Consider the following 14,414-nt stretch of genomic DNA (forward strand, 5'->3'; position numbering starts at 1 on the left):
GATGGCTGGAGCGTGTCACGCGTTTCGACCCCTTATAGACGATCGGTCACACTTTCGTGACATTCGTGCACCCGCCAGCTTGACCGCGAACCTCGCGCCACATCCGGTTTGAAACTCGGACCAAGGTCCTAAACCGATCGGGGCGAAGGTCCGGATTGCCGCGGCATCGGTCGTGGGCCACTTACACGAACACGCCATGTCGCCGATGGTCGCGTACCTGCACGAGATGGCCTCTGAATTTTGCCGGTCCGATCAAGTGAGGGACTGATGCGCAGCTCGATCATGGCTCATTGTTGCTGGCTGGCCCTGAGAGCAGTGCCGGCACTGGCGCTGACCATAGCCCCCTATCACCTCGATTTTCACGGTTCCGCCGCAGGCATTGTCGCGTCCAGCGCCCAAGCCAAGCCTGGCGGGAACAGCGGCAATGGCGGTGGTGGCGGTAACGGCAATGGCGGCAATGGAAATAACGGCGGCGGCAACAATGGCAACGCCGGAGGCAACAATGGCAACGCTGGCGGCAACGGGAACAATGGCGCCGGCAACAACGGCAAGGGGAAGGGTGCCAACAGCTCCGGCAAGCATGTGAACGCAACAACCGGCGATCGTGTCGAAATAGACGACAACAAGATCGTGGTGCAGCACCCTAACGGCTTCGGGGAAGAGATCGAGAAGGGTCGCTTCAAAATGACCGACGCTCTGGGCCGCACGATCGTCGAGCGCCCTGCGACGGCGGCGGATATAAGCCGCCTCAAGGGGTTGTAGAGCGGGCAATAGGCATCGCCCGCTTTACGTGTCACCTCCGCCGCCCCCCGGCGGAGGTGACCTTGTCGCTCCGGCCCCGTATAGGGGCCGTCTTTTTTGCCCTGGAGCGTTCCGCTGCTGCACCGCGCTTCAGGTTTTCATTTATGCGTGTCGTTATCCCAAACCGGGGATCCCTTGCGGCCGACCAGGATTAGCTGCCGGCCCGATCCCGCGCTTCGCGCATCAGCAGCGCCGCCTCGGTGCGATTGCGGACGTTGAGCTTGGACAGCACACCGGTCATGTGATGCTTGACCGTTTTTTCCTGCAGTGCCAGCCGCAGCGCCACTTCCTTGTTGCTCAGCCCTTCCGCCACCAGCTGCAGGATCTCGGCCTCGCGTCCGGTGAGCTGACGCAGGCGATCCGTCCTGCCGTTGGCCGGCTGCAGCGATTGCAGGTCCGAAAGCAGGCGAGCCGACAGGGTCGGCGACACATAGGTCTCGCCGGCCGCGACACCATGCAGGATTTCGGCCAGCATGCGCGAGCCGACCCCCTTCAGCACATAGCCGCGCACACCGGCATTCAGCGCCCGCGCCACGTCGGCATTGGCCTCCGAGACCGTCAGCATGACGATCTTCTGTCCGGGATTGGCACCCAGTATGCCGGCCACCGACGCAAGGCCGTCACCCGGCATGCTGATGTCGAGCAGCAGTATGTCGGGCTGCAAAGTCGAGGCGATGCGTTCGGCATCCTGCGCCGTGGCGCCCTGGGCCACCATTTCGAAGCCGCCGATCTCCGACAGGCTGCGGGTAACGCCTTCGCGAAACAGAGGGTGGTCGTCGACAATGGCGACACGGATGGTACCGATCATGGTTGATCCTCGACGGCTAGCGTAATCATCAATCGTGTTCCCTGCGGCCCGGTCGTGGTCTCGAACTGGCCACCAATGCTTTCGATACGCTCCCTGATGCCGGCGAGCCCCAGGCCTTCGGCCCGCCTCGGGTCGAATCCGGGCCCGCCATCCGACACTTCAACGAAGAACTTGCCGCCTGTCATCCCGGCCTTCACCTCCTGATCCTTGCCCTGCCCATGACGGTAGGCGTTGTTCAGCCCCTCCTGGACGAAGCGATAGATGCTGATCTTCTCCGAAGCGCCCAGTTCGGGCAACTGCCTGGATAGGGTCAGCGCCACGGAACTGCGGGTCCTGCGTTGATGCTCGTCGACGGCAAGACGCAGAATGTCGCCGGTCGCGGCCGTTTCTATCTGCGGCAGGACAAGGCCGTTGCAGATGCCGCGGATTTCACGCATCGCGTCGTCCAGCGCCATGCGGATCATGGCGATCTCGGCGTTGCGGCTGTCGCTGGAGGCACCCTCGCCGGAAATGGCGGGGCTATCCACACGCAGCGCCGCCAGCGCGACGAGCTGGGCCGGCCCGTCATGAAGGTCGGCACCGATGCGACGCAGGTATCGTTCATTGAGCGCCGTGGCACGGCGCGACGCCTGCTGGACGCGCAGGCGCAGCGCCCGGTTTTGCGAAACCAGCGCCTGCAGCTCGGAGACCTGGCCCTGCAGAACGCCGCGCTGCTTGTCGATGGTGCGGCTGCCACGTATGACGATCCCCGACAACAGCAGCAGCGCCGTCAGCGTGGCGCCGGCCACGATCAGCCAGCTCGACAGCAAGGCGGAAGCCAGAGCCGCCTGGAAATCGTCGGCGATCTCGTAGAATTCGGTGACGGCGACCACCTCGCCCGACCAGGGTTCGCGGACTGGATTGTAGATTTCCAGCAGCGGCACGCCCGCGGCCCTCTCCTCCTTGTCGTCCTCGTCGCCTAGCTCGTTGAACTCGGCGACGACATTCCCGGCGAAGGCGGCACGCAGGTTGGCGCTCGGGCCGAACTGCCGGCCGATCAAGGCCGTGTCCTTCGAATACAGCACCGTGCCGTCCCGACGCCACAGCTTGAAGGAAAACAGCCGTTTGCCGAGCGCGCCTTGGCCGAGGGTCTCGTCAAGCGCCCGTTTGACGGCGTCATCGAGCTGATGGTTCGTGCGCAGATCGGGGAGCAGCGGAGCGATCACGCTGTCGACATAAAGGGCAGTCGTGGCCGCTGAATTGTGGAGCACGCTTTCGCGGATTTGCGCGGTGACCCAGAAGCCGACCACCAGCATCACCGCAAGCAGCCCGAAGCCGCCGGCAATGATGAACTGCAGCGCCAGCGTAAGCCCGTTCCAGCGCCGCGACAAGGTTTCGAGAAATCGCACGCCACGCTCCTCGCCCCCACCCGCAGGGGCAGGGTAGTGGCCGCGACTTTGGCGCTTCGGTCCTGCCGACACAAGAGCCTGGTCCCACGGCAGCTGCTTGACGTCCCGACGCGCTTGCGAAACAAGGCACGGACGACCGGCATCAATATCGAGGGCAGGGTGAGTTTTTCGGGGTTACTTCAGCTCGGTCTTTCGACCGTGATCTTTCTGCTGGCGGCGGCGGCCGCCAAGCAATGGGGGATGGCGCCCAGCCTGGGCAAGATCGTGCTGACGCTTGCGCTCTATTCGCTGGGCAACCTGATCATGCTGCGGCTGATTCGCGAGTTCGGCATGTCGGTGTCGTTCAGCCTGTCGGCCGTCATCCAGCTGGTATCGGTCAATCTGGTGGCGCTGATATTCTTCGGCGAGCGCATCAATACGCTGCAAGCGGCCGGCATCGTGCTGGCGATTGCCGCCGTGGCGCTGATCACGCTCGGGCCCTATGTGCAAGGCCGATGACCGGCAAACCATGGTTGCGAAACGAGGTTCGATGAAGACTGCGGCAAAGGCTCTGCTGAGCCGGGTCGAATTCCCGGTGCTGCTGGCCGGCCTTGTCGTCGCCGCCGGCCTGTGGGGCTTCGTGGAGTTGATGGAGGTGGCACGGGCCACCACGCCGCACGCCTTCGACGCTGAAATCATGCTTGCCTTCCGCCAGGCCGGCCAACCCGGTATCCCGATCGGCCCGCCATGGATGGAAGGGGCGATGCGCGACATCACGAGCCTCGGCAGCACCAGCGTGCTGGTGCTGATCACGGCGGCGACGATCATCTATCTGCTGTTGATCCGCAGGCCCGGGACCGCGCTTCTCATCTTCGTCGCCGTGGCGGGCGGCCAGATGCTGTCGAGCCTCCTGAAGCTCGGCGTCGACCGGCCGCGGCCCGAACTCGTCTCGCATCTGGTCAACGAGACCTCGCTTTCCTTCCCGAGCGGCCACGCGATGCTTTCGGCGGTGACCTATCTCACATTGGGCTCGCTTGCGGCGCGCTTCCTGCATGGCCGGACGACGAAGATCTATGTTCTGGCGCTCGCCGTGCTGACGACGGTGCTGGTCGGCATCAGCCGCATCTATCTCGGCGTCCACTGGCCGTCGGACGTGCTGGCCGGCTGGTGCGCGGGCTTTGCCTGGGCCATGCTGTGCTGGTTGGCGGCAAGGGTCCTGCAACGGCGCAGGGTGGTGCGTGACGACGTCTGACGACGCTCGACCGGGAAGCGGTCAGATCAGCCGGTTGATCAAGTGTCCGCAGCCCGTTAGCAGAAGGACCACCGATACCAGGCATGCCGATGTCGTCAATGTCTTGAAAATGGTCAACCACGTTATCCCCTGCCCCAGATGGAACACCATAGCTCTCAATGTTCGGGATGTATCCGAAAAACGCTCGACAGCGATGATGATCAAGGCTCAAGCGTGCATGCTGATGCTTGAAACATCATAATGATCGTATTATACATCATATCCGCAGACTCAGACGGGGATCCCGGCCGATGATCACTGCCGCGCAGATGCGCGCCGCGAGGGCGCTGGCCGGCATCGATCAGAAGACGCTCGCCGAGCGCGCCGGCGTTTCGCTTCCCACCATCCAGCGCATGGAAGCGAGCGACGGCGTGGTCAGGGGTGTGGTCGATACGCTGATGAAGGTCATCCAGGCCCTCGACGAGGCCGGGGTGGAGCTGATCGGCGAGAATCAACCCAGTGAGCGCGGCGGCCGGGGCGTGCGCCTCAAGCCTGCCGTGCCGCCCAATCCGAAAGCTGAGCCGGCATAAGTCGCGACGGCGACCGCCGACAGTCCTGCCGACGATCCCGCCGCCTTTCAGGTGCGGAAGGCAGTCCATGGACGAGATCGGGCAGACACTCAACGAAAGCGCGCGCAAACCGACCCATGGGCCGGCAAAGCCGACTTTTTCCGAACTGTTCACACCGAAACTGGTAACGGTCTGGCGCGAAGGCTACAGGCTCGAACATCTCAGGGCCGATGCCATCGCCGGGCTGACCGTCGCCATCGTCGCCTTGCCGCTGTCGATGGCAATCGCCATCGCATCCGGGGTGACGCCGGAGCGCGGGCTCTACACATCGATCATCGGCGGCTTCATCATCTCGGCGTTCGGCGGCAGCCGTTTCCAGATCGGCGGCCCCGCGGGCGCCTTCATCGTGCTGGTGGCGGCGACGGTCGCGCGGGTCGGCGTGGACGGGCTGTTGCTGGCGACGATGATGGCCGGCATCTTCCTCATCGCCATCGGGTACCTGCGGCTCGGCACCTACATAAAGTTCATTCCCTATCCGGTGACGGTCGGCTTTACCGCCGGTATCGCCGTCATCATCTTCTCGGGCCAGATCGTCGAATTGTTCGGGCTGAAGCTCGCCGGCAAGGAGCCAGGCCCGCTGGTGCCGAAGCTGACGGCGATCGGCGAGGCGGCCGGCACGATCAATCTCGCGGCGACCTTCGTGGCGGTGCTGACAATCGCAACCATCGCTTTCCTGAAGCGCTGGCGGCCGAAATGGCCGGCGATGTTGATCGCCATCGGTCTGGCGTCGCTCGCGGTGGCGCTGTTTGCGCTGCCGGCCGAGACGATCGGCACGCGCTTTGGCGGGATCCCGCGCAGCCTGCAATGGCCGGCGCTTCCCCCCGTCAGCCTCGACAGGATGATCGACGTGCTGCCGGACGCCATCGCCTTCGCGTTGCTAGGCGCCATCGAATCCTTGCTGTCGGCCGTCGTCGCCGACGGCATGACCGGCCGCCGGCACCGTTCCAACTGCGAACTGGTGGCGCAAGGCTTCGCCAACATCGCCTCGGCCCTGTTCGGCGGCATCTGCACCACCGGCACCATTGCCCGTACCGCCACCAATGTGCGGGCCGGCGCGCACGGGCCGGTTTCGGGCATGATCCACTCCATGATCCTGCTCGTCCTGATGCTGGCGGCAGCGCCGCTCGCCAGCTACATCCCGCTCTCCGCCCTCGCCGGCGTGCTGGCGGTGGTGTGCTGGAACATGTTCGAGAAGCAGGCTTTCGCCACGCTGCTGCGCGCCTCGCGCGGCGATGCGCTGGTGCTGATGGCCACCTTCCTGATCGTGGTCTTCCGCGACTTGACCGAAGGCATCGTTGTCGGCTTCGCGCTGGGCTCGATCCTGTTCATCGACCGCATGGCGAAATCCATCGCCGTCGAGGCCGACCAGACGCTGGTGCCTGAGGACGTCGCCGACCGCGAGAGCGTCTATGATTCCAGGGACGCGACCGACGCCGACACCGTCGTCTACCGCATCTCCGGCGCATTCTTCTTCGGCGCCGCTTCGACCGTCGGCGCGGTGCTCGACCGCATCGCCGACCAGCGCAAGAACTTCATCCTCGACTGCTCGGCGGTGCCGTTCTTCGATTCGACCGCGGCCAATGTCATTGAGGGTGCGGCGCACAAGGCCAGGCGCGCCGGCGTGCGCTTTGTCATATCTGGCGCTTCGCCGCAGACAAGACGCACGCTGATCAACCACGGCCTCAAGCGCCCGCTGGTGACCTACGCCGCCTCGATCCGGGCAGCGCAGGCGCAGTTGGAGGGGAAGAGGGCAGCGCAGTAGCTTGCATTCTGCTTTCTTCCAACGCGCCGGGAAGCACCTCTCATGGATTGAGCGATCGTGAACCGCTGACAAACGGACTTCCCCGGACGTAAAATCGCAGCAGGCGGTCGGCATCCTTCGAAATGCCGATCCGAACGCTCTGCCCGATTTCGCCGGGGTCGCGGCCATCGCTTGCAAGCCATAGAGGGCCTTCCCGGCAAAGATCGAGCCCGTCGAGCGAACGGTCGATCCGCAACGCCATGGCGAGCCTTCCCGGTCCTCGCGCCAGGTCACGCAGGCGCTCGATGCCGCGATTGAGCCGCATGATCGAAATGCCGTCGAGCGGCTCGAGTGCCCTGATCAGGACGCCGGTTCCGATGCCGGGCATCTCGCTCGAGACATTCAGCATGTATGAGATGCCGTAGGCGAGATAGACATAGGCATGCCCGCACTCGAGGAACAGCGAGCGATTGCGCGGGGTCATTCCCCTGAAGCCGTGCCCGGCAGCATCGCCGGCGACATACGCCTCGGTCTCGACGATGCGGCCGCTGGCAATGCCTTCGGGCAATTCCCGGACCACGATCTTGCCGATGAGATAGCGCGCGAGAGCGGCCGTATCGTGCGGCAGTTCCGAGCGGGCGAGCGGGCGGCGGACGACCATCCTCATGGCGGCTGGTTTTAGATCCGCCCGGCCCATGTGGCAAAGACTCTCATGAGTCCGCTCGGGATATCTGGCTTCTCAATCGAGCTTCAGCGCCGCGACTTCGCCCTCGTTCATCAGGGGGGCATAGAGGATCGACTTGCCGTCGGTGCGGATGCCGGTGCGCGAATGGAGGGCCAGCCCCTGCCCGCGAGCCATCCAAGGCGAATGACCGCATGACCGGCGATTAATGCCCTCGCGTCACCTCGCCGCCAATTCCTCCGCGGGCGGAGCGCCGGCAAGATCGTCGCGCGCCTTGCGGGCCAGCTTCTTCGTCGAGCGCCTGGGACTGTCGCCGAACAGTTCGGCCGCCTCGGCAAGGCAGGATTTCCTCAGGCTCTTTTCGGAATGCTTCAGGAGTTTGCCAAGGAGTTTCGTATCCCCGGGCGGTCCAAGCGGCTCGCCGCCGGCCTCCAGCATCGCCCGCATGACGAAGACGTCGTGCAGTTCGCCGAGTTGCTCTGCGAGCTTGTCGACCGCCTTGCGACGAGCCTTGATTGGCGTCGGCCACAGGCGGCCGAGCAGCGACAGATGCATGCTGTGGGTCTTGGCCGCCTTGCGCAGGTCGTGGAAATCCTCGGCCCCGCCGCTCGAGGCCGCCTTGTCCAGCGCTTTGCGCGCGCGCCGCAATGTGGCGCGGGCGCCCTCCGCCAGAATGTCGGCGGCCTGCTCCGGCTGGTCCGGCAAGGACAGCCTGTCGACGCGTTCGAGGCCCTCCTGGCAGGCGGCGATGGCAGCTTTTATGGCCGCGTCGAGACCGGCGCCGGCATGAAGCGCGTGCTGGCGCATCACCAGGCGATCGCGGGCGGGGCCGAGGCCGTGACCGGCGCTTTGCCCCGGAAAGGTGTCGGCCAGGCGGTCGATCGTCTCGATCAAGGCGGTCGCCTCGCGCGGTCCGGCGAGCAATGCCGAGACCTGCCTGTAACATTCATTCTCCGTGCGGCAGAATGTTTCGTCACCGGAACGAACCAGACGCAACAAGGCACGCACGCTCTTCAGTCGTTTGCGGGATTTGTGCAGTCCCTGTTCCGGCCTGTCACGCGCCATGTCGAGATGAGCAAGCGCCTTGCCGATTTCCTCGGCCAGGATACGCCTGACCTCGCCGGTCAGCGGCAGGCGCGGATCGATGCGAAAGCTCATGCGGCGATCTCCGGAATCCCCCCGAGGGCGAGCGACGCGTTGTAGAATTTCTGTTCGCCAGTCACTTCGCGGCCGAGCCAGTCTGGCAGCATTTCATCCGGAACATCGTCCGGCGTTTCGAGTTCGGCCATCACAAGCCCCGCCAGCGCGCCGCCGAAGACATCGACTTCGTAGAGATAGCCGCCATGCCTAACATGATGACGTGTCTTCTCGATGACACGCCCGATGGCGAAGCCGAGCATCTCCACGGCGTCGGCCAGCGGAATGGGATATTCGAATTCGTCGCGCTCCCGCGCCGTGCTGCCGAATTTGAGCGTCAACCTGGCCGAGGCGCCGTTGCTGATGCGCACGCGCACCGTGCGTCCTGGCGCGGCGGCGAGATAGAACTGGAGGATGCGGATGTCCGCCTCGACCAGATCCCGCCATGCCGTGCCGGAGACCAGGAACTTGCGCTCGACTTCCTTGCCCATGGCCGCGCACTAAAGCCCGCGCGGGCCGGCATGGCAAGCCATGTCCGGGATCGGATTTGACTTTAATCAATCGATTGATTAAAGTATGCCGCATGATCAAGCCGCCCGAAGCCCGAACTCCTCGCCGCGAGCCGCCCGCCGCGGAGATGACACGTGAAGCCCTGGTCCGCGCGGCGCTCAAGCTGTTCGGACGACAAGGCTTCGACGGCACCTCCACGCGCGAGATCGCGGCGGAAGCCAAGGCCAATATCGGTTCCATCGCCTATCACTTCGGCAGCAAGGAGGGGCTGCGCCTCGCCGCCGCCGACCATATCGTGGAGACTATACAGTCGGTCGCCGGCCAGGCACTCGGCGAGGCGCGGGCGTCGGCAATCGCGAACCCCGAGACGGCGCGCGCGCAGCTGTTCGCGGCGCTGGAGCGGATGGTGGCATTCGTCGTGGCGCAGCCGCAGGCCGGTGAGATCGTGCAGTTCGTGCTGCGCGAGCTCTCGCACCCGACCGCGGCGCTCGACCGCATCTATGACGGCGTGTTCGAGCCGACGCATCGGCGCCTGTGCCTGCTTTGGGAACAGGCGACCGGCGAGGCGGCCGAGAGCGAGGCGACCCGGCTCACCGTGTTCACGCTGATCGGACAGGTCATCTATTTCCGCATCGGCCGCGAGGCGGTCATGCGCCGCATGGGCTGGCGCGAGATCGGCGCCGCCGAGGCCGCCAAGGTGGCGGCCGTCACATCGGACAACCTCAGCGCCATACTGGCCGCCCGGAAGGGATCGAGACGATGAGCTTTCTTTGTTCGCTGCCGCTTGCCGCTCAACTCTTCGGCGCCTGCGCACCGGCTTCTCCGCTGGCCGTCGGCTATGTCGAAGGCGACTATGTGCTGCTGGCGCCGATCGAGGTGGCGCAGGTCGAGACCGTCGCGGTCAAGCGCGGCGATCGCGTCACATCGGGCACCACGATCGTGACGCTGGAAAACACCGACGCGAAAATCGCGGTCGCACAGGCCACGGCAAGTCTCGCCCAGGCGCGGGCGCAGCTTGCCGATCTGCAGGTGGGCAAGCGGCCGGAAGAAATCGCCGCCCTCAAGGCCCAGGTCGACATGGCCAAGGCGCAGGCTGACGATGCCAGACGCAAATACGACCGCGCTGCCGACCTCTTCAAGCGCGGCACCGGCACGCAGGCCGACTACGATACCGCCTCGGCCACGCTGGAGACGGCCAACGCGCAGGTCGGACAGGCGCAGGCCAATCTCGCCGCGGGCGGCCTGCCGGCGCGTCCCGAGACGATCAAGGCCGCCGAAAGTCAGGTCAACCAGGCACAGGCCGCGCTCGACCAAGCGGCGTGGCGGCTATCCAAGCGCACCCTGGCGGCCCCTTCTCCGGGCCGCGTCAGCGACGTCATTCGCAATCCGGGCGACACGGCAGGGCCGACCGCGCCCGTCATCTCCGTGCTGCCCGACGGCGCGGTGAAGCTCAGCGTCTATATACCCGAAGCCGCCTTCTCCTCGGTCAAGGTCGGCACTTTGCTCCGCGTCCATTGCGACGGTTGCGGCCCGGATGTGAAGGCGCGCGTCAGCTATGTCTCGCCCGATCCGGAATTCACTCCGCCGGTGATCTATTCGCTGGAGAACCGGCAGAAGCTGGTCTACCTCGTCGAGGCGCGGCCGGAGGGCGGCGCCGGCGCCTTGCAGCCGGGCCAGATCGTCGACGTCGAGCTGGCGGTTTCAGGGAAATGAACGTCATCGACGTGCACGGCCTGGTCAAGCGCTTCGGCGACAAAACCGTCGTCGACCATGTCACGATGACGGTGGCGGAAGGCGAGATCGTCGGCTTCCTCGGCCCCAACGGCTCGGGCAAGACCACCACCATCCGCATCATGTGCGGCCTGCTGACCCCGGACGAGGGCGAAGGCACGGTGCTGGGTTTCGACATCCTCACCGACAGCCTGCGCATCAAGCGCGAGGTCGGCTACATGACGCAGAAATTCTCGTTCTACGAGGATCTGACGATCGGCGAGAACCTCGAATTCGTGGCGCGGCTCTACCGGCTGAAGCCGGTCGAGGAGCATGTCGCCAGGACCCTGGAGGAACTCGGCCTGACGACACGCCGCAACCAGCTCGCCGGGACGCTGTCGGGCGGCTGGAAGCAGCGGCTGGCGCTGGCCGCTTGCATCATGCACAAGCCCAAGCTGCTTCTGCTCGACGAGCCGACGGCCGGCGTCGACCCCAAGGCGCGGCGCGAGTTCTGGGACGAGATCCACCGGCTGGCGAGCGGCGGGCTGACCGTGCTGGTCTCCACCCACTACATGGACGAGGCCGAGCGGTGCCATCGCATCAGCTATATCTCCTACGGCAAGATGCTGGCGACGGGCACCGTCGCCGAGGTGGTCAGGAATGCCGGCCTGACCACTTTCGTCCTGCAGGGCCCGCGCCTCGACCAGGTGGCGCAAGCGCTCGAAGGCCGGCCGGGCGTCGACCAGGTGGCGCCGTTCGGCGCGACGCTGCATGTCGTGGGAGCCGACAGGAAGAAGCTGGAGGCGGCGCTGGCCGATGTCGAGAAGGAGCACAAGGGCGTGACGGTGGCGCCGGGCGAAACCAGCCTCGAGGACGTCTTCATCCAGTTCATGTCCGGCTCGAAGGACAACATGGCATGAACGCGGTCTTCTCCTTCGCCCGGCTCGGCGCGCTGCTGATCAAGGAGTTCATCCAGATGCGCCGCGACCGCATCACCTTCGCCATGATGCTGGGCGTGCCGCTGATCCAGCTGGTGCTGTTCGGCTACGCCATCAACAACGACCCGAAGAGCCTGCCGGCGGCACTCGTGGCGACGAGCAGCGATCCCTATACGCGCGCCATGGTCTCGGCGCTGCAGACCACCGGCTACTACCGTTTCGACCATGTGGCGCAAAGTGCCGAGGAGGCCGAATTCCTGATGGCGCGCGGCGACGTCGCCTTCGTCGTCACCATTCCGGCCGATTTCGCGCGGCGGGTGGAGCGCGGCGACAATCCGCAGATCCTGATCGAGGCCGACGCCACCGACCCGGCGGTTGCCAGCGGCGCCATCTCGACGCTCAGCACCGTCGCCGGCCAGGCGCTGCTCAGAGCGCAAGGCATGCAGGAGGCCGCCGCCGAGGCCGCCCGGGGCCAGCTCGATGTGGTCGTGCACCGGCGATACAATCCGGAGGGCATCTCGCAATACAACATCGTCCCCGGCCTGCTCGGCGTCATCCTGCAGATGACGATGGTGATGATGACCTCGATCGCGCTGACACGCGAGACAGAGCGCGGCACGATGGAGAACCTGCTCGCCATGCCGTCGAGCCCGCTCGAGATCATGCTGGGCAAGGTGCTGCCCTATCTGGCGGTCGGCGCGGTGCAGGTCGTGGTGGTGCTGGCGGCGTCGAAGCTTCTGTTCGCCATTCCCTTCACCGGATCGATGACGCTGCTCTTGTCGGCGGTGCTGGTGTTCGTGCTGTCCCTGGTGCTGCTCGGCTACACGATTTCGACCGTCGCGCGCACGCAGATGCAGGCCTTGCAGCTCACCTTCTTCTTCTTCCTGCCGTCGATCATGCTTTCAGGCTTCATGTTTCCCTATCGCGGCATGCCGGGCTGGGCGCAGATCTTCGGCGAGATCTTTCCCCTGACGCATTTCCTGCGCATCACCCGTGCCGTCATGCTGAAGGGCGCGCAGCTGCCGGCGGTGGCCGTGGAGATCGGCTGGCTGGTGGTGTTCGTGGCGCTGTTTGCCGGCGTCGCCCTGGTCCGCTTCCGCCGCACGCTGGACTGAAAAACAGCCCCTGAGAGGGTCCAGGGTTCCATCGAGCCCTGGACCCTCCCGTTGGAACCATGCTTCTGCCCCGGCGTTGTCGATCAGCCTCGCCGCTGCCACTTGCGGGCCAAGACGGCCCCCTCAGTGCAAGCGAAGCCCTTGGCATCTCGAGTCCGGCCGGATCATCTGGCGGGATGCGGAATGCCATCAAAACAACGGGATAGAGCGCAGACTTGCAAGTGTATTGCGCTCTATCGACCAGCAATGGAGGCAATGATGAGACTGTATCTTTCCGCCACCGCGGCCGGGCTTCTGCTAGCCGCCGGCATCGGTGCCGCCGCTGCTCAGGACGTGATCATCGAGCCGCAGCAGGAGACCGTTATCCGCGAATATGTGCACAAGAAGCCGATCGCCTCGGTCGACCTGCTGGGCGTCCAGCTGGCCATCGGCTCGACCTTGCCGGACACTGTTGAGCTGCATGCGATCGATGTTCCTGATGTGCAGTACCGCTATGTCGTCGTCAACGGTCAGACCGTCCTCGTCGATCCCGGAACCCGTCGCATCGTGAAAGTCATCGACTGACGGCACCGTCATCAGCTGACGGGCACTGGGCAATTCCAGGAAAAGTGCGCAGCGGTTTCCATCCGGAATTGCGAAACAAGGCTGCCCGCCCTGCCATGCAGGGCGGGCGTCAAGCGGCAGCAGCCATGATCTTGGCATAGGCGTCGAAATCGACATTGCCGCCAGACAGCACCACGGCCACGCATTTGCCGGCCAAGTCGATCCTGCCCGACGAGAGCGCGGCGAGCCCGACGCAGCCGCCGGGCTCCACGACGAGCTTGAGATGGGCCATGGCGTCGCGCATGGCCTGCTTCGTCGCCTCCTCCGAGACGGCAATCCCGCCGGCCAGCGTCTTGCGATTGATCTCGAAAGTGAGCGCGCCCGGCTCGGCGACGAGAAGTGAATCGCAGATCGAGGTGTGGCCGGGCTCATTCGCTACCCTGGTGCCCTTGGCCAGCGACCGGCTGGTGTCGTCGAAAAATTCCGGCTCTGCCGCCCAGACGGCGGTGGCGGGCGAACCGTCCTTGACCGCGATCGAAATCCCGCTGCTCAGCCCGCCGCCGCCACAGGGAACGATGACGGCGTCGAGGCTCACGCCAAGCGCCTTGGCCTGACGCAGCAGTTCGAGGCCGATCGTGCCCTGGCCGGCGATGATGGCGGGATCGTCATAGGGCGGCACCAGGACCATGCCCTTCTCCACGTAAGGCCGCACCACGGCCACGCGGTCTTCGCGGACGCGATCGAAGGCGACCACTTCGGCGCCCATCTTGCGGACATTGCCGATCTTCATGGCCGGTGCGTCCGACGGCATGGCGATGACCGCCCTGACGCCGAACATGGCGGCGGAAGCGGCAACGCCTTGCGCATGATTGCCCGAGGAAAAGGCGACCACGCCGCGGCCGCGCTCCTCGGCCGATAGCGAGGACAGCTTGTTGTAGGCGCCGCGGAACTTGAACGAGCCGGTACGCTGCAGCGTTTCCGGCTTGAACAGGATGCGGCCGCCGAAGCGGCTGTTGAGCTCGGGCGATTCGATCAGCGGCGTCTCGACGATAAGGCCGGAGAGCCGGGCGGCGGCGGCGTGGATATCGGCGATGCCGGGAGGCGTGGTCATGGCGGGTCCTGTAAGATGTGGTCCGGCCATGGTGCACGCAAAGGGCCGCGCGAGGCCAACAAAAAAATGTAACCGTCACAAGGTTTGAGAT

At 65.3% G+C, this 14,414-nt stretch carries 16 protein-coding genes; 10 read left to right on the forward strand and 6 right to left on the reverse strand.

Annotated features, from left to right (window positions below; genetic code table 11):
- Nucleotides 1-315 precede the first annotated feature (315 nt).
- Nucleotides 316-762 (forward strand): hypothetical protein, encoded by a 447-nt coding sequence (locus FJ986_RS06775; protein WP_348640443.1) that lies wholly within the window; start codon nt 316-318, stop codon nt 760-762.
- 190 nt (nt 763-952) lie between these two features.
- On the opposite strand, the gene FJ986_RS06780 is transcribed toward FJ986_RS06775, so the two are convergent.
- Nucleotides 953-1,609, reverse strand: coding sequence for a response regulator transcription factor (locus FJ986_RS06780; protein WP_140491751.1), 657 nt, complete (start codon nt 1,607-1,609; stop codon nt 953-955).
- On the reverse strand, nt 1,606-2,997 hold the full coding sequence (locus FJ986_RS06785; RefSeq protein WP_140491753.1) for a sensor histidine kinase: 1,392 nt from the start codon (nt 2,995-2,997) through the stop codon (nt 1,606-1,608). The genes FJ986_RS06780 and FJ986_RS06785 overlap by 4 nt, the downstream gene beginning before the upstream one ends.
- Before the next feature lie 159 nt (nt 2,998-3,156).
- Here FJ986_RS06785 and FJ986_RS06790 point away from each other — a divergent pair, with 159 nt between their 5' ends.
- The 4 genes from FJ986_RS06790 (at nt 3,157) to FJ986_RS06805 (ending at nt 6,598) form a co-directional block, all read left to right on the forward strand.
- A complete protein-coding gene (locus FJ986_RS06790; RefSeq protein ID WP_140493450.1) occupies nt 3,157-3,495 on the forward strand; it encodes a hypothetical protein in 339 nt (112 codons plus the stop codon).
- 31 nt (nt 3,496-3,526) lie between these two features.
- On the forward strand, nt 3,527-4,228 hold the full coding sequence (locus tag FJ986_RS06795; protein WP_140662564.1) for a phosphatase PAP2 family protein: 702 nt from the start codon (nt 3,527-3,529) through the stop codon (nt 4,226-4,228).
- A gap of 290 nt (nt 4,229-4,518) precedes the next feature.
- Nucleotides 4,519-4,797, forward strand: coding sequence for a helix-turn-helix transcriptional regulator (locus tag FJ986_RS06800; protein ID WP_140491757.1), 279 nt, complete (start codon nt 4,519-4,521; stop codon nt 4,795-4,797).
- Nucleotides 4,798-4,864: 67 nt separating this feature from the next.
- Nucleotides 4,865-6,598: a SulP family inorganic anion transporter gene (locus FJ986_RS06805; protein ID WP_140673799.1), complete on the forward strand. Its 1,734-nt coding sequence runs from the start codon at nt 4,865-4,867 to the stop codon at nt 6,596-6,598.
- A gap of 40 nt (nt 6,599-6,638) precedes the next feature.
- On the opposite strand, the gene FJ986_RS06810 is transcribed toward FJ986_RS06805, so the two are convergent.
- The 3 genes from FJ986_RS06810 to FJ986_RS06820 form a co-directional block, all read right to left on the reverse strand.
- Nucleotides 6,639-7,238, reverse strand: coding sequence for a DNA-3-methyladenine glycosylase (locus FJ986_RS06810; RefSeq protein WP_140524445.1), 600 nt, complete (start codon nt 7,236-7,238; stop codon nt 6,639-6,641).
- A gap of 240 nt (nt 7,239-7,478) precedes the next feature.
- Nucleotides 7,479-8,417 (reverse strand): CHAD domain-containing protein, encoded by a 939-nt coding sequence (locus FJ986_RS06815; protein WP_140554707.1) that lies wholly within the window; start codon nt 8,415-8,417, stop codon nt 7,479-7,481.
- Nucleotides 8,414-8,887, reverse strand: coding sequence for a CYTH domain-containing protein (locus FJ986_RS06820; RefSeq protein ID WP_140491763.1), 474 nt, complete (start codon nt 8,885-8,887; stop codon nt 8,414-8,416). Before FJ986_RS06820 ends, FJ986_RS06815 begins: the two co-directional genes overlap by 4 nt.
- 92 nt (nt 8,888-8,979) lie before the next feature.
- On the opposite strand from FJ986_RS06820, the gene FJ986_RS06825 reads away from it, so the two are divergent.
- From FJ986_RS06825 to FJ986_RS06845, 5 genes are all read left to right on the forward strand, one after another.
- Nucleotides 8,980-9,669, forward strand: coding sequence for a CerR family C-terminal domain-containing protein (locus FJ986_RS06825; RefSeq protein ID WP_140673801.1), 690 nt, complete (start codon nt 8,980-8,982; stop codon nt 9,667-9,669).
- On the forward strand, nt 9,666-10,619 hold the full coding sequence (locus FJ986_RS06830; protein ID WP_140673803.1) for an HlyD family efflux transporter periplasmic adaptor subunit: 954 nt from the start codon (nt 9,666-9,668) through the stop codon (nt 10,617-10,619). Before FJ986_RS06825 ends, FJ986_RS06830 begins: the two co-directional genes overlap by 4 nt.
- Complete coding sequence (locus FJ986_RS06835) at nt 10,616-11,536, forward strand: ABC transporter ATP-binding protein (protein WP_140551766.1); 921 nt, start codon at nt 10,616-10,618, stop codon at nt 11,534-11,536. Before FJ986_RS06830 ends, FJ986_RS06835 begins: the two co-directional genes overlap by 4 nt.
- A complete protein-coding gene (locus tag FJ986_RS06840; RefSeq protein WP_140559144.1) occupies nt 11,533-12,669 on the forward strand; it encodes an ABC transporter permease in 1,137 nt (378 codons plus the stop codon). Before FJ986_RS06835 ends, FJ986_RS06840 begins: the two co-directional genes overlap by 4 nt.
- 258 nt (nt 12,670-12,927) lie before the next feature.
- Nucleotides 12,928-13,233 carry a DUF1236 domain-containing protein gene (locus FJ986_RS06845; RefSeq protein WP_140491773.1) on the forward strand — a complete coding sequence of 102 codons (306 nt, stop codon included), beginning with the start codon at nt 12,928-12,930 and terminating at the stop codon, nt 13,231-13,233.
- A gap of 109 nt (nt 13,234-13,342) precedes the next feature.
- Here the strand turns inward: FJ986_RS06845 and FJ986_RS06850 are convergent, their stop codons facing one another.
- Nucleotides 13,343-14,323 (reverse strand): threonine/serine dehydratase, encoded by a 981-nt coding sequence (locus FJ986_RS06850; protein ID WP_140628446.1) that lies wholly within the window; start codon nt 14,321-14,323, stop codon nt 13,343-13,345.
- Nucleotides 14,324-14,414 lie beyond the last annotated feature (91 nt).

The sequence above is a fragment of the Mesorhizobium sp. B1-1-1 genome (assembly GCF_006442955.1).
Lineage (GTDB): Bacteria > Pseudomonadota > Alphaproteobacteria > Rhizobiales > Rhizobiaceae > Mesorhizobium.

Coding starts and splice junctions, on each gene's coding strand:
- FJ986_RS06805 (WP_140673799.1), top strand. CDS start 4,865: ATGGACGAGATCGGGCAGACACTCAACGAAAGCGCGCGCAAACCGACC.
- FJ986_RS06850 (WP_140628446.1), bottom strand. CDS start 14,323: ATGACCACGCCTCCCGGCATCGCCGATATCCACGCCGCCGCCGCCCGG.
- FJ986_RS06795 (WP_140662564.1), top strand. CDS start 3,527: ATGAAGACTGCGGCAAAGGCTCTGCTGAGCCGGGTCGAATTCCCGGTG.
- FJ986_RS06840 (WP_140559144.1), top strand. CDS start 11,533: ATGAACGCGGTCTTCTCCTTCGCCCGGCTCGGCGCGCTGCTGATCAAG.
- FJ986_RS06835 (WP_140551766.1), top strand. CDS start 10,616: ATGAACGTCATCGACGTGCACGGCCTGGTCAAGCGCTTCGGCGACAAA.
- FJ986_RS06810 (WP_140524445.1), bottom strand. CDS start 7,238: ATGGTCGTCCGCCGCCCGCTCGCCCGCTCGGAACTGCCGCACGATACG.
- FJ986_RS06830 (WP_140673803.1), top strand. CDS start 9,666: ATGAGCTTTCTTTGTTCGCTGCCGCTTGCCGCTCAACTCTTCGGCGCC.
- FJ986_RS06815 (WP_140554707.1), bottom strand. CDS start 8,417: ATGAGCTTTCGCATCGATCCGCGCCTGCCGCTGACCGGCGAGGTCAGG.
- FJ986_RS06825 (WP_140673801.1), top strand. CDS start 8,980: ATGATCAAGCCGCCCGAAGCCCGAACTCCTCGCCGCGAGCCGCCCGCC.
- FJ986_RS06845 (WP_140491773.1), top strand. CDS start 12,928: ATGAGACTGTATCTTTCCGCCACCGCGGCCGGGCTTCTGCTAGCCGCC.
- FJ986_RS06820 (WP_140491763.1), bottom strand. CDS start 8,887: ATGGGCAAGGAAGTCGAGCGCAAGTTCCTGGTCTCCGGCACGGCATGG.
- FJ986_RS06780 (WP_140491751.1), bottom strand. CDS start 1,609: ATGATCGGTACCATCCGTGTCGCCATTGTCGACGACCACCCTCTGTTT.
- FJ986_RS06800 (WP_140491757.1), top strand. CDS start 4,519: ATGATCACTGCCGCGCAGATGCGCGCCGCGAGGGCGCTGGCCGGCATC.